The 13,978-nt window shown below is 58.1% G+C and carries 11 protein-coding genes; all 11 read left to right on the forward strand.

What is annotated here, in order from left to right; all coding sequences use genetic code 11:
- The first annotated feature begins 1 nt into the window (after window position 1).
- The 11 genes from murD (at window position 2) to secA (ending at window position 13,941) form a co-directional block, all read left to right on the forward strand.
- Window positions 2-1,318 (forward strand): UDP-N-acetylmuramoyl-L-alanine--D-glutamate ligase, encoded by a 1,317-nt coding sequence (gene murD, locus KOL70_RS15680; RefSeq protein WP_058774827.1) that lies wholly within the window; start codon window positions 2-4, stop codon window positions 1,316-1,318.
- Window positions 1,318-2,532 (forward strand): cell division protein FtsW, encoded by a 1,215-nt coding sequence (gene ftsW, locus KOL70_RS15685; RefSeq protein ID WP_021507561.1) that lies wholly within the window; start codon window positions 1,318-1,320, stop codon window positions 2,530-2,532. Before murD ends, ftsW begins: the two co-directional genes overlap by 1 nt.
- Window positions 2,529-3,587: an undecaprenyldiphospho-muramoylpentapeptide beta-N-acetylglucosaminyltransferase gene (gene murG, locus KOL70_RS15690; protein WP_215480873.1), complete on the forward strand. Its 1,059-nt coding sequence runs from the start codon at window positions 2,529-2,531 to the stop codon at window positions 3,585-3,587. Before ftsW ends, murG begins: the two co-directional genes overlap by 4 nt.
- Window positions 3,588-3,657: 70 nt before the next feature.
- The gene (murC, locus tag KOL70_RS15695; RefSeq protein WP_215480875.1) at window positions 3,658-5,133 is read left to right on the forward strand and encodes a UDP-N-acetylmuramate--L-alanine ligase; all 1,476 of its coding nucleotides are present in this window, start codon (window positions 3,658-3,660) and stop codon (window positions 5,131-5,133) included.
- Window positions 5,126-6,046, forward strand: a complete 921-nt coding sequence (locus KOL70_RS15700; RefSeq protein WP_058770620.1) for a D-alanine--D-alanine ligase — start codon at window positions 5,126-5,128, stop codon at window positions 6,044-6,046. Before murC ends, KOL70_RS15700 begins: the two co-directional genes overlap by 8 nt.
- Window position 6,047: 1 nt before the next feature.
- Window positions 6,048-6,887, forward strand: a complete 840-nt coding sequence (ftsQ, locus tag KOL70_RS15705) for a cell division protein FtsQ (RefSeq protein WP_058780440.1) — start codon at window positions 6,048-6,050, stop codon at window positions 6,885-6,887.
- On the forward strand, window positions 6,884-8,140 hold the full coding sequence (gene ftsA, locus KOL70_RS15710) for a cell division protein FtsA (protein WP_013507861.1): 1,257 nt from the start codon (window positions 6,884-6,886) through the stop codon (window positions 8,138-8,140). The genes ftsQ and ftsA overlap by 4 nt, the downstream gene beginning before the upstream one ends.
- A gap of 71 nt (window positions 8,141-8,211) precedes the next feature.
- The gene (gene ftsZ, locus KOL70_RS15715; RefSeq protein WP_021507556.1) at window positions 8,212-9,366 is read left to right on the forward strand and encodes a cell division protein FtsZ; all 1,155 of its coding nucleotides are present in this window, start codon (window positions 8,212-8,214) and stop codon (window positions 9,364-9,366) included.
- Between the two features lie 101 nt (window positions 9,367-9,467).
- Window positions 9,468-10,385, forward strand: coding sequence for a UDP-3-O-acyl-N-acetylglucosamine deacetylase (lpxC, locus tag KOL70_RS15720; protein ID WP_031279703.1), 918 nt, complete (start codon window positions 9,468-9,470; stop codon window positions 10,383-10,385).
- Window positions 10,386-10,657: 272 nt separating this feature from the next.
- Complete coding sequence (gene secM / locus KOL70_RS15725) at window positions 10,658-11,164, forward strand: secA translation cis-regulator SecM (protein WP_058774823.1); 507 nt, start codon at window positions 10,658-10,660, stop codon at window positions 11,162-11,164.
- A gap of 71 nt (window positions 11,165-11,235) precedes the next feature.
- Entirely contained in the window at window positions 11,236-13,941 is a 2,706-nt protein-coding gene (gene secA, locus KOL70_RS15730; RefSeq protein ID WP_059010287.1) for a preprotein translocase subunit SecA, read from the forward strand.
- Window positions 13,942-13,978 lie beyond the last annotated feature (37 nt).

Raw genomic sequence — 13,978 nt, forward strand, 5'->3', positions numbered from 1 at the left:
CATGGCTGACTATCGGGGCAGAAAAGTCGTCATCATTGGATTAGGCATTACCGGCCTCTCCTGTGTTGATTTCTTCCTCGCGCAGGGCGTGACGCCCCGCGTGATGGATACCCGTGTGTCACCGCCGGGGCTGGACAAACTGCCAGAGCAGGTGGAGCGCCACGTTGGCGGTATCAACAGCGACTGGCTGCTGGCATGCGATCTGATCATCGCCAGCCCGGGCATCGCGCTGGCGCACCCGGCGCTGAGCGAAGCGGCTGACGCCGGCATTGAAATTGTCGGCGATATCGAACTGTTCTGCCGTGAAGCGCAGGCGCCGATTGTGGCGATCACCGGTTCCAATGGCAAAAGTACCGTCACCACGCTGGTGGGCGAAATGGCGCGCGCCGCGGGCTGGCAGGTGGGCGTAGGCGGCAACATTGGGCTGCCAGCGCTGACACTGCTCAAATCGCCGGCGCAGCTGTATGTGCTGGAGCTCTCCAGCTTCCAGCTGGAAACCACCTACAGCCTGAAAGCGGCGGCGGCAACCATCCTCAACGTCACTGAGGATCATATGGATCGCTATCCGCTCGGCATGCAGCAGTACCGCGCCGCTAAATTACGCATCTATGAAAACGCGGATATCTGCGTGGTGAATGCCGACGATGGCATGACCATGCCGGTGCGCGGCGCCGATCGCCGCTGCGTCAGCTTTGGCATCGACGTGGGCGATTATCACCTCAACCAGCAGCAGGGCAGTACCTGGCTGCGGGTGAAGGGCGAGAAAGTCCTTAATACCGACGAGATGAAGCTGGTCGGGCAGCACAATTACACCAATGCGCTGGCCGCGCTGGCGCTGGCCGATGCGGTGAATATCCCGCGCGCCTCCAGCCTGAAAGCGTTAACCACCTACAGCGGCCTGCCGCATCGCTTCCAGCTGGTGCACGAAGCGCATGGCGTGCGCTGGATTAATGATTCGAAAGCCACCAACGTGGGCAGCACCGAAGCCGCGCTTAACGGCCTGCAGGTGAAAGGTACGCTGTGGCTGCTGCTGGGTGGCGATGGCAAAGGGGCGGACTTTACGCCGCTGGCGCGCTATCTGCAGGGCGACAACGTGCGGCTGTTCTGCTTTGGCCGCGACGGCGACGCGCTGGCCGCGCTGCGTCCGGCAGTGGCGACGCGCACCGACACGCTCGAACAGGCGATGACGCAGATTGCCGCGCAGGTGCAGGCGGGCGACATGGTGCTGCTGTCACCGGCGTGCGCCAGCCTCGACCAGTTCCGTAATTTTGAACAGCGTGGCGATCGCTTCGCGCAACTGGCGAAGGAGCTGAGCTGATGCGTATTCCCGGAGCCAGTATCGCCAGTTTTATTTCGCTGCGCCTGCGTGATTGGGTGATGGGCGCGCGCGACAACGACGACGCGCCGGTGGTGCTGTATGACCGCACGCTGCTGTGGCTGACATTTGGCCTGGCGATTATCGGTTTTGTCATGGTCACCTCGGCGTCGATGCCGGTTGGACAACGTCTTAACGACGATCCGTTCTACTTTGCCAAGCGTGATGCCTTTTATATCGCCCTGGCGCTGGGGATGGCGTTAGTGACGCTGCGCGTACCGATGGATTTCTGGCAGCGCTACAGTAACGCGATGCTGATGGCTTCGGTGGCGATGCTGCTGATCGTACTGGTGGTCGGTAGCTCAGTTAACGGCGCATCGCGCTGGATCGCGCTGGGGCCGCTGCGTATTCAGCCGGCGGAGTTATCCAAGCTGTCGCTGTTCTGCTATCTCGCCAGCTATCTGGTGCGCAAAGTGGAAGAGGTGCGTAACAACTTCTGGGGCTTCTGTAAGCCGATGGGCGTGATGGTGGTGCTGGCGGTGCTGCTGCTGGCCCAGCCGGACCTCGGCACCGTGGTGGTGCTGTTTGTTACCACGCTGGCGATGCTGTTCCTAGCGGGTGCCAAACTGTGGCAGTTCCTGGCGATTATCGGCTCCGGCATTTTCGCCGTGGTGCTGCTGATTATCGCGGAACCTTACCGTATGCGCCGCGTGACCTCCTTCTGGAACCCGTGGGAAGATCCGTTCGGCAGCGGCTACCAGCTGACTCAGTCGCTGATGGCGTTTGGCCGCGGTGAGTTCTGGGGGCAGGGCCTGGGCAACTCGGTGCAGAAACTGGAGTATCTGCCGGAAGCGCACACCGACTTTATCTTCTCAATTATCGGTGAAGAGTTGGGTTATGTCGGTGTGGTTTTGGCGCTGTTGATGGTATTCTTCGTCGCTTTTCGCGCAATGTCGATTGGCCGTCGCGCGCTGGAGATCGACCAGCGTTTTTCCGGCTTCCTCGCCTGTTCCATTGGCGTGTGGTTTAGCTTCCAGGCGCTGGTTAATGTTGGTGCGGCGGCGGGTATGCTGCCGACCAAGGGCCTGACGCTGCCGCTGATCAGTTACGGTGGATCGAGTCTGATCATTATGTCGACCGCCATCGTGTTTTTATTGCGCATAGATTATGAAACACGTCTGGCAAAAGCCCAGGCGTTTACCCGAGGTGCCCGATGAGTGGTAAACGGCTGATGGTCATGGCAGGGGGTACCGGCGGACATGTGTTCCCCGGACTGGCCGTGGCGCATCATCTGATCGAACAAGGCTGGCAGGTGCGCTGGCTGGGAACCGCAGACCGGATGGAAGCCGATCTGGTGCCAAAGCATGGCATTGATATCGACTTCATTCGCATCAGCGGACTGCGCGGTAAAGGCGTAAAGGCCCTGCTGCTGGCACCGGTGCGCATTTTCAATGCGTGGCGCCAGGCGCGCCGCATCATGAAAAACTGGCAGCCGGATGTGGTGCTGGGCATGGGCGGTTATGTTTCCGGGCCGGGCGGCCTTGCGGCATGGAGTTGCGGCATCCCGGTGGTGCTGCACGAGCAGAACGGCATTGCCGGGCTGACCAATAAGTGGCTGGCGAAAATCGCTACCACAGTGATGCAGGCCTTTCCGGGCGCGTTCCCCACTGCTGAGGTGGTGGGCAACCCGGTGCGTAATGATGTGCTGGCGCTGCCGCTGCCGGCGCAGCGTCTGGCACACCGCAGCGGGCCGATTCGCGTGCTGGTGATTGGCGGCAGTCAGGGCGCGCGCATCCTCAATCAGGTCGTGCCGCAGGTCGCCGCCGAACTGGGTGACGCCATCACGCTGTGGCATCAGACCGGCAAAGGCGCACGGGAGACCGTGCAGCAGGCGTATCAGGCCGCTGGTCAGCCGCAGCACAAGGTCACCGAGTTTATCGATGACATGGCGCAAGCCTATGCGTGGGCCGATGTGGTGGTGTGCCGCTCCGGCGCGCTGACCGTCAGTGAAGTGGCGGCGGCGGGTTTACCGGCGATTTTCGTGCCGTTCCAGCACAAAGATCGTCAGCAGTACTGGAATGCGCTGCCGCTGGAAAAAGCCGGCGCGGCCAAAATTTTCGAGCAGCCGCAGTTTACTGCTGCGGCCGTCGCAGACACGCTGCGCCACTGGGATCGCGCCACGCTGCTGGCGATGGCGGAAAAAGCCCGCCAGGTCGCGATTCCTGATGCGACCGAACGGGTGGCACAAGAGGTTGCGCGCGTCGCGAAGTAAGTTAACCGGTCAGTTTGACTGGCCCGCATCTGAATGCAGGTGCAAACGGGAAAACAGGTAACAGAGACAGATGAATACACAACAATTGGCAAAACTGCGTTCTATTGTGCCCGAGATGCGTCGCGTCCGGCACATCCACTTTGTCGGCATCGGCGGTGCCGGCATGGGCGGTATTGCCGAGGTGTTGGCGAACGAAGGCTATCACATTAGCGGCTCCGATCTGGCGCCCAATCCGGTTACGCAGCATCTGGCCTCGCTGGGCGCGACCATTTACTTCAACCATCGCCCGGAAAATGTTACCGACGCCAGCGTCGTCGTGGTTTCTACCGCCGTGGCGCAGGATAACCCGGAGCTGGTGGCGGCGCGTGAGCAGCGTATCCCGGTGATCCGCCGGGCGGAGATGCTGGCTGAGCTGATGCGTTTCCGTCACGGCATTGCGATTGCCGGCACGCACGGTAAAACCACCACCACCGCGATGGTGACCAGTATTTATGCGGAAGGCGGTCTCGATCCGACGTTTGTCAATGGCGGTCTGGTTAAAGCGGCGGGTACGCACGCGCGCCTCGGCAGCAGCCGTTATCTGATTGCGGAAGCGGACGAAAGCGACGCGTCTTTCCTGCATCTGCAACCGATGGTGGCGATTGTCACTAACATCGAAGCGGATCACATGGATACCTATCAGGGCGATTTTGAGAACCTGAAGCAGACGTTTATTAACTTCCTGCACAACCTGCCGTTCTACGGGCGCGCGGTGATGTGCGTGGACGATATGGTGATTCGCGATCTGATTCCGCGCGTGGGCCGTCAGGTCACCACCTATGGTTTCAGCGACGATGCGGATGTGCGGGTCGAAAACTACGAACAGCGCGGCGCGCAGGGCCACTTCACCCTGATTCGTCAGGACAAGCCGGTGCTGCACGTGACGCTGAATGCGCCGGGTCGCCATAACGCGCTGAACGCCGCGGCAGCCGTGGCGGTTGCCAGCGAAGAGGGCATTGACGACAACGCTATTCTGGCGGCGCTGGAGAGTTTCCAGGGCACCGGTCGTCGTTTTGACGTGCTGGGCGAGTTCGACACTGCGGCTGTTAACGGCAAAGCGGGCAGCGCGATGCTGGTCGACGATTATGGTCATCATCCGACCGAAGTGGATGTCACCATCAAAGCGGCGCGCGCCGGCTGGCCAGAGAAAAAGCTGGTGATGGTGTTTCAGCCGCATCGCTATACGCGCACCCGCGACCTGTTCGATGATTTCGCCAATGTGCTGTCGCAGGTGGATGTGTTACTGATGCTGGATGTCTACCCGGCGGGCGAAGCCGCCATTCCGGGCGCGGACAGCCGTTCACTGTGCCGTGCCATCCGCAATCGCGGCAAGGTCGATCCGATTCTGGTCTCCGAGCACGAAGCGCTGCCGGATGCGCTGGCACCGCTGCTGTCCGGCGACGATCTGGTGATTGTGCAGGGCGCCGGCAACATCGGCAAAATTGCCCGCAAGCTGGCTGAGATTCAGCTGCAGCCGGCTCTGAACACGGAGGCGCGCCATGGCTGAGAAAGTCGCGGTATTGATGGGCGGTACCTCCGCCGAGCGCGAGGTGTCACTGATGTCCGGCAGCGCGGTGCTGGCGGGACTGCGTGAGATGGGCATTGATGCGCACGGTGTCGACACCCGTGACGTCTCAGTGCTGGACCTCCGGCAGCAGGGCTTTGCCAAAGCGTTTATCGCGCTGCACGGTCGCGGTGGCGAAGACGGCACGCTGCAGGCGCTGCTGGAGTTTCTGCAACTGCCCTACACCGGCAGCGGCGTCATGGCGTCGGCCATCACCATGGATAAACTGCGCAGCAAACTGCTGTGGCAGGGCAGAGGATTGCCGGCGGGCAAATTTGTCTGGCTGACGCGCCAGCAGTATGAGCAGGGGCTGGATGCTGCAGCGCAGGCGTCGATTGACGCGCTCGGACTGCCGCTGTTTGTGAAGCCAAGCTGTGAAGGTTCCAGCGTTGGCATCAGCCGCGTGAACCAGGCGGAAGCGCTGCCAGCCGCGTTGCAGGAGGCGTTTCGCCATGATGATGACGTGCTGGTGGAAGCTTTTCTCAGCGGTGCCGAATATACCGTGGGCATCGTCGGCGACGAAATTCTGCCGTCAATCAGAATTCAGACTGCCAGCGAGTTCTATGACTATGAAGCAAAATACATTTCTGACGATACTCAATACTTCTGCCCGAGCGGCCTGAGTGCGGAGAAAGAGGCGGAACTGCAGACATTAGTGCTGGCCGCGTGGCGCGCGTTAGGCTGCAGCGGCTGGGGGCGGGTTGATGTGATGGTCGACGGTGACGGCAATTTCCAGCTGCTGGAAGTGAACACCTCGCCAGGCATGACCAGCCACAGCCTGGTGCCGATGGCGGCAAAGCAGGCGGGATACAGCTTCCCGCAACTGGTGGCGCGCATTCTGGAGCTGGCTGACTGATATGTCTCAGGCGGCACTGCGCGTTAGAAATCGCGAACCTCAGGAGCGTGCGCGCTCCGGACGGAGCAACGGAGCACGGCTGTTTGGCATCGTGTTCCTGCTGCTGGTGATGGGCATCATGGTGGCTGGCGGCCTGGTGGTGCTGAAGTGGATGAATGATGCGTCGCGTCTGCCGCTGTCGAAGCTGGTGGTGACGGGCGAAACCCACTACACCACGCACGATGATATTCGTCAGGCGATTTTATCGCTCGGCGCGCCGGGAACGTTCATGTCGCAGAACGTGGACATTATCCAGCAGCAGATCGAGCGTTTACCGTGGATTAAACAGGTTAGCGTGCGCAAGCAGTGGCCTGATGAGCTGAAGATAAACCTGGTGGAGTTTGTCCCGGTGGCACGCTGGAATGACTCGCACATGGTGGACGCCGATGGCGTCTCCTTCAGCGTCCCGGCCAGCCACATCGGCAAAGAAACGTTGCCGATGCTGTATGGGCCGGAAGGCAGTGAGAAAGAGGTATTGGCCGGCTATCACACCATGAGTGATGTGCTGCGGGCCAGTAAGTTTACCCTGAAGGTCGCGTCGATGACGGCGCGGCGCTCGTGGCAGCTGGTGACCAGTGACGATGTGCGCATCGAACTGGGGCGCAGCGACACCATGAAGCGTCTGAACCGTTTTATTGAGCTCTATCCGGAGTTGCAGCAGCAGGGCCAGAGTCAGAACCAGCGCATCAGCTATGTTGATCTACGCTATGACTCCGGCGCCGCAGTAGGCTGGGCACCGGCACCGATTGAGCCACAGGACAGTAATCAGCAACAAAACCAGGCACAGGCTAAACCACAATGATCAAGGCAACGGACAGAAAACTGGTAGTAGGACTTGAAATCGGCACTGCGAAGGTCGCCGCCCTGGTTGGGGAAATTCTGCCCGATGGTATGGTCAACATTATTGGCGTCGGCAGCTGCCCGTCCCGCGGTATGGACAAAGGCGGCGTGAACGATCTGGAGTCGGTGGTGAAGTGCGTTCAGCGCGCCATCGACCAGGCGGAATTGATGGCAGACTGCCAGATTTCGTCGGTATACCTTGCTTTATCGGGCAAACATATTAGTTGTCAGAACGAAATCGGGATGGTTCCGATTTCCGAAGAGGAAGTCACTCAGGATGATGTGGAAAACGTGGTGCATACGGCGAAATCCGTTCGCGTGCGCGACGAACATCGTATTCTGCATGTGATTCCACAGGAATACGCCATCGATTATCAGGAAGGCATCAAAAATCCGGTTGGCCTTTCCGGCGTGCGTATGCAGGCCAAGGTGCATCTCATCACCTGCCACAACGATATGGCAAAAAATATCGTGAAAGCCGTTGAACGTTGTGGCCTGAAAGTTGACCAACTGATTTTTGCCGGACTGGCATCCAGTTTTTCGGTGCTGACCGAAGATGAACGTGAGCTGGGAGTCTGTGTTGTTGACATCGGTGGCGGTACAATGGATATCGCGGTGTACACCGGCGGCGCGCTGCGTCATACCAAAGTGATTCCCTATGCCGGGAACGTGGTGACCAGCGACATCGCCTATGCCTTTGGCACACCGCCAACCGACGCCGAAGCGATTAAAGTGCGTCATGGTTGTGCGCTGGGTTCGATTGTCGGCAAAGACGAAAACGTCGAGGTGCCGAGCGTGGGTGGACGTCCGCCGCGCAGCCTGCAGCGCCAGACGCTGGCAGAAGTGATTGAGCCGCGTTACACCGAACTGCTGAATCTGGTGAACGACGAGATTCTGCAACTGCAGGAGCAACTGCGTCAGCAGGGCGTGAAGCATCATCTGGCAGCCGGTATTGTGCTGACCGGCGGTGCGGCGCAGATTGAAGGTCTGGCGGCCTGTGCACAGCGGGTGTTCCACACCCAGGTGCGCATCGGTCAGCCGCTTAACATCACCGGTCTGACGGATTATGCGCAGGAGCCGTACTACTCGACGGCGGTTGGCCTGCTGCATTACGGCAAAGAGTCACACATGAACGGTGATGCAGAAACGGAAAAACGTGCTTCAGTGGGCAATTGGTTTAAACGCATTAACAGCTGGCTGAAGAAAGAGTTTTAATTTTTTGAAAAAGGAGATCATCAGGCAATGTTTATGATCTCCAGGCGACAGGCACATAACGGAGAGAAATCATGTTTGAACCTATGGAATTAACCAATGACGCGGTGATTAAAGTCATCGGCGTCGGCGGTGGCGGTGGCAACGCCGTAGAGCACATGGTACGCGAGCGTATCGAAGGTGTGGAATTCTTCGCTGTGAATACCGACGCACAGGCGTTGCGTAAAACGGCGGTCGGCCAGACGATTCAGATCGGGACCAATATCACTAAAGGTCTCGGTGCGGGTGCTAACCCGGAAGTCGGTCGTACCTCGGCGGAAGAGGATCGCGAAGCACTGCGTTCTGCGCTGGAAGGGGCAGACATGGTGTTTATCGCCGCGGGCATGGGTGGCGGTACTGGTACCGGTGCAGCTCCTGTGGTGGCTGAAGTAGCCAAAGATTTAGGTATCCTGACGGTTGCGGTGGTGACGAAGCCCTTCAACTTCGAAGGGAAAAAACGCATGGCGTTTGCTGAGCAGGGTATCGCAGAGCTGTCCAAGCATGTTGATTCACTGATCACCATTCCTAACGACAAGCTGCTGAAAGTGCTGGGCCGTGGTATCTCTCTGCTGGATGCCTTCGGTGCGGCTAACGACGTGCTGAAAGGTGCGGTGCAGGGTATCGCAGAACTGATTACCCGTCCGGGTCTGATGAACGTCGACTTCGCCGACGTGCGTACCGTGATGTCAGAAATGGGTTACGCGATGATGGGTTCTGGCGTTGCCTGTGGTGAAGACCGTGCTGAAGAAGCGGCCGAAATGGCGATCTCCAGCCCGCTGCTGGAAGATATCGATCTGTCGGGTGCGCGTGGCGTGCTGGTCAACATCACGGCGGGCTTCGACCTGCGTCTGGATGAGTTCGAAACCGTGGGTAACACCATCCGCGCCTTCGCCTCGGACAACGCGACCGTGGTTATCGGTACCTCGCTGGATCCAGAGATGAACGACGAGCTGCGCGTCACCGTGGTGGCGACCGGTATCGGCATGGACAAGCGTCCGGAAATCACTCTGGTGACTAACAAGCCTGCGACTCAGCCGGTCATGGATCATCGCTACCAGCAGCACGGCATGGCGCCGCTGCCGCAGGAGCAGAAACCGGCCGCGAAAGTGGTGAATGACCAGCCAGCGTCATCCAGCAAAGAGCCTGACTATCTTGATATTCCAGCCTTCCTGCGTAAACAGGCAGACTAAGAATATCCTGAGAATTGGGATTCTCCGCTCTTTGTGCTAAAGTATTCGCCCGCCGGTAATTTATACTGGCGGTCGGATGGGTAATATTGCGAGATAATGCGATGATCAAACAAAGGACATTAAAACGTATTGTTCAGGCGACTGGCGTCGGTTTGCATACCGGCAAAAAAGTCACGCTGACTTTACGCCCTGCGTCGGCTAATACCGGGGTCATCTATCGTCGCACTGACTTGAATCCACCGGTTGATTTCCCGGCTGATGCAAAATACGTGCGCGACACCATGCTGAGTACCTGCCTGGTGAACGATGAAGGCGTGCGTATTTCGACGGTTGAACACCTGAATGCTGCATTGGCAGGTCTGGGTATCGACAACATTATTGTTGAAGTTGATGCGCCAGAAATTCCGATCATGGATGGCAGTGCCGCGCCTTTTGTTTATTTGCTGATGGATGCCGGTGTCGAAGAGCTGAACAGTGCGAAGAAATTCGTGCGCGTGAAGCAAACGGTACGGGTAGAAGATGGCGATAAGTGGGCCGAGATTAAACCGTACAACGGTTTTTCACTCGACTTCACCATCGACTTCAAACATCCGGCGATCGACTCAAGCTCGCAGCGTTACCAGCTCAATTTCTCGGCTGAATCCTTTGTGCGTCAGATTAGCCGTGCGCGCACCTTCGGCTTTATGCGTGAAATCGAATATCTGCAGTCTAAAGGCCTGTGCCTGGGCGGTAGTTTAGATTGTGCGATTGGCCTCGATGACTTCCGCGTATTGAATGAAGATGGCCTGCGCTTTGAAGATGAGTTCGTGCGTCACAAAATGCTGGACGCCATCGGCGACCTGTTCATGTGTGGTCATAACGTGATTGGCGCATTCTCTGCGTTCAAGTCCGGCCATGCGCTGAACAACAAACTGTTGCAGGCGGTACTGGCGAAGCAGGAAGCCTGGGAATGGGCGACCTTCGAAGACGAAGCTGAACTGCCACTGGCCTTCAAAGCGCCAAATTTAGTGCTGGCTTAATAAGTCAGCCATCAAACGGCGGGCTTCCCTGACACCCTCTCCGGTCAGTGGAACCCGCCGTTTTTTATTGCCCGCCGCTGGCGCTGTAATCCCGCTCGCAAAACCCTGTTGTCAGCGACCAAACCCTGCGCAAAAAAACGTGAAATCCGCCGTAAGCCCTTTAATCCCTGATGTCGAAGCCCCACATAAGTGCTATTATCTGGCGCTCATGTAAGCAGGGTGCGTAACGTAACTCTGGCTTAGCGCTTAATGACTGGCATGATGGACGAAAGGTGATCGGGATTTTCTCACGCTGGCGACAACTCGGCAGACGCTATTTCTGGCCTCATCTCCTGTTGGGAATGGTGGCGGCCAGTCTCGGCCTGCCTGCCTGTGCACAAAGCGCAGAGCCCACCAGCAGCGATTCGCCGGTCAGCAGCCTGTTTACCGGCAAGGTGGTGCGATTTGATCACCTGATTCGCCTGCAGGAAAGCGCGCGCCGTCCCAGTTTCAACGTTGATTACTGGCATCAGCACGCCATCCGCACCGTCATTCGCCATCTCTCATTCAGCATGACGCCGCCCGCGACAGCGGAAGCGGAGCATGCATTGCCGCTGGCGGCGCAAAAGCTGGCGCTGATTGACTCGCTGCAGGCGCTGCTGACTTCACCCGCGCAACCTTTAGCCACGATGGCACCGCCGTCGCGAGCGCACCATGTTTCGCCCAACGTTCACTCTTCTGCTGACTGGCAGGCTGCTATTCATGGCATCCGCGCCGGACCTTTCATTGCTCAAAGCTAACGTTATTTTCCTGTTTCTGTTTTTTGCCTTTGCAGCCCGTATTGTCACGGCTGAATTGAGATAAATTTATTATGTTAATCAAATTGTTAACGAAAGTTTTTGGTAGCAGCAATGATCGTACTCTGCGCCGCATGCGTAAAGTGGTCGATGTCATCAACAAGATGGAGCCGGAGTTCGTCAAACTGTCTGACGACGAACTGAAAGCGAAAACCGATCAATTCCGCGAGCGCCTGAAAAAAGGTGAAACGCTGGAGAGCCTGATTCCTGAAGCCTTCGCCACCGTGCGTGAAGCCAGTAAGCGCGTGTTTGGCATGCGCCACTTTGACGTGCAGCTGATCGGCGGCATGGTGCTCAACGAACGCTGCATCGCGGAGATGCGCACCGGTGAGGGTAAAACCCTGACTGCGACGCTGCCGGCCTACCTGAACGCGCTGAGCGGCAAGGGCGTGCACGTTGTGACCGTCAACGACTATCTGGCGCAGCGTGACGCCGAAAACAACCGTCCGCTGTTTGAGTTCCTTGGTCTGACAGTCGGTATCAACCTGCCGGGCATGCCGGCGGTGGCCAAGCGCGCTGCCTATGCAGCCGATATCACCTACGGCACCAACAACGAATACGGCTTCGATTATCTGCGCGATAACATGGCCTTTAGTCCGGAAGAGCGCGTACAGCGTAAACTGCACTATGCGCTGGTGGATGAGGTGGACTCGATCCTGATCGATGAAGCACGTACGCCGCTGATTATCTCGGGTCCGGCCGAAGACAGCTCCGATCTCTACATTAAGGTCAACAAAATCATTCCACACCTGGTGCGCCAGGAAAAAGAAGACTCGGATAACTTCCAGGGCGAAGGTGACTTCTGGGTGGATGAAAAAGCCCGTCAGGCGCACATGACCGAACGCGGTCTGGTGAAAGTGGAAGAGCTGCTGGTCAGCCAGGGCATCATGGATGAGGGCGAATCACTCTACTCGCCGACCAACATCATGCTGATGCACCACGTGACGGCAGCACTGCGCGCCCATGCACTGTTCACCCGCGACGTTGACTACATCGTGAAGGACGGCGAGGTGATCATCGTTGATGAACACACCGGCCGTACCATGCAGGGACGTCGCTGGTCTGATGGCCTGCACCAGGCAGTCGAAGCCAAAGAAGGTGTGGAGATCCAGAATGAAAACCAGACGCTGGCTTCCATCACCTTCCAGAACTACTTCCGTATCTACGAGAAACTGGCCGGTATGACCGGTACCGCTGATACTGAAGCGTTTGAATTCAGCTCCATCTACAAGCTCGATACCATCGTGGTACCGACCAACCGTCCGATGGTGCGTAAAGATATGGCCGATCTGGTCTACATGACCGAGAAAGAGAAGATCGACGCCATTATCGAAGATATTCGCACCTGTACGGCTAACGGGCAGCCGGTACTGGTGGGCACCATCTCGATTGAAAAATCGGAAGTGGTATCTCAGGAGCTGACGCGCGCGGGTATTAAGCACAGCGTACTGAACGCCAAGTTCCACGCCAGCGAAGCGGATATCGTGGCGCAGGCAGGTCAGCCAGCCGCGGTAACCATCGCGACCAACATGGCCGGTCGTGGTACGGACATCATGCTCGGCGGTAGCTGGCAGGCGGAAGTGGCCGCGCTGGAAAACCCGACGGAAGAGCAGATTGAAGCCATCAAGGCGGCGTGGAAACTGCGCCATGATGCGGTGCTGGCGGCAGGCGGTTTGCACATTATCGGTACCGAACGCCACGAATCACGCCGTATCGATAACCAGCTGCGCGGCCGTGCGGGCCGTCAGGGTGACGCCGGTTCTTCGCGCTTCTATCTGTCGATGGAAGATGCGCTGATGCGTATTTTTGCCTCCGATCGTGTGTCCAACATGATGCGTAAGCTGGGTATGAAGCCGGGTGAAGCGATTGAGCATCCGTGGGTAACCAAAGCAATTGCTAATGCGCAGCGCAAAGTGGAAAGCCGCAACTTCGATATCCGTAAACAGCTGCTGGAATACGATGACGTCGCTAACGATCAGCGCCGCGCCATTTACAGCCAGCGTAACGAACTGCTGGATGTCTCTGACGTTTCGGACACCATCAACAGCATCCGCGAAGATGTGTTCAAAGCCACTATCGACACTTACATTCCGCCGCAGTCGCTGGAAGAGATGTGGGATGTTCCGGGGCTGGAAGAGCGTCTGCGCAATGATTTCGATCTGGATCTGCCGATTGCTGAGTGGCTGGATAAAGAGCCGGATCTGCATGAAGAGACGCTGCGTGAGCGCATCATGAGCCGCGCCAGCGAAAACTATGCGGCGAAAGAAGAAGTGGTCGGCGCAGAAATGATGCGCAACTTCGAAAAAGGCGTGATGCTGCAAACGCTCGACTCGCTGTGGAAAGAGCATCTGGCGGCGATGGACTATCTGCGTCAGGGTATCCATCTGCGTGGCTATGCGCAGAAGGATCCGAAGCAGGAGTACAAACGTGAATCTTTCGCCATGTTTGCCGCGATGCTGGAGTCGCTGAAGTACGAAGTGATCAGCACCCTGAGCAAAGTGCAGGTGCGGATGCCGGAAGAAGTGGAAGCGATGGAGCAGCAGCGTCGTGAAGAAGCAGAGCGCCTGGCACAGCAGCAGCAGCTCAGTCACGTCGATGACGACACCGCAGCGGCCGCTGCACTGGCGGCACAGGGCGGTGAGCGAAAAGTGGGACGTAACGATCCGTGCCCATGCGGCTCAGGTAAAAAATACAAACAGTGTCACGGTCGTCTGGCCTGATAACAAAAAGGAGCCCGCGGGCTCCTTTTTCTTTGGC

The sequence above is a fragment of the Pantoea sp. B270 genome (assembly GCF_018726825.1).
GTDB lineage: Bacteria > Pseudomonadota > Gammaproteobacteria > Enterobacterales > Enterobacteriaceae > Pantoea > Pantoea dispersa.

What these genes read in the sequence shown, in the direction of transcription:
- murD (WP_058774827.1), top strand. Translation starts at nt 2, where the DNA reads ATGGCTGACTATCGGGGCAGAAAAGTCGTCATCATTGGATTAGGCATT.
- ftsW (WP_021507561.1), top strand. Translation starts at nt 1,318, where the DNA reads ATGCGTATTCCCGGAGCCAGTATCGCCAGTTTTATTTCGCTGCGCCTG.
- murG (WP_215480873.1), top strand. Translation starts at nt 2,529, where the DNA reads ATGAGTGGTAAACGGCTGATGGTCATGGCAGGGGGTACCGGCGGACAT.
- murC (WP_215480875.1), top strand. Translation starts at nt 3,658, where the DNA reads ATGAATACACAACAATTGGCAAAACTGCGTTCTATTGTGCCCGAGATG.
- KOL70_RS15700 (WP_058770620.1), top strand. Translation starts at nt 5,126, where the DNA reads ATGGCTGAGAAAGTCGCGGTATTGATGGGCGGTACCTCCGCCGAGCGC.
- ftsQ (WP_058780440.1), top strand. Translation starts at nt 6,048, where the DNA reads ATGTCTCAGGCGGCACTGCGCGTTAGAAATCGCGAACCTCAGGAGCGT.
- ftsA (WP_013507861.1), top strand. Translation starts at nt 6,884, where the DNA reads ATGATCAAGGCAACGGACAGAAAACTGGTAGTAGGACTTGAAATCGGC.
- ftsZ (WP_021507556.1), top strand. Translation starts at nt 8,212, where the DNA reads ATGTTTGAACCTATGGAATTAACCAATGACGCGGTGATTAAAGTCATC.
- lpxC (WP_031279703.1), top strand. Translation starts at nt 9,468, where the DNA reads ATGATCAAACAAAGGACATTAAAACGTATTGTTCAGGCGACTGGCGTC.
- secA (WP_059010287.1), top strand. Translation starts at nt 11,236, where the DNA reads ATGTTAATCAAATTGTTAACGAAAGTTTTTGGTAGCAGCAATGATCGT.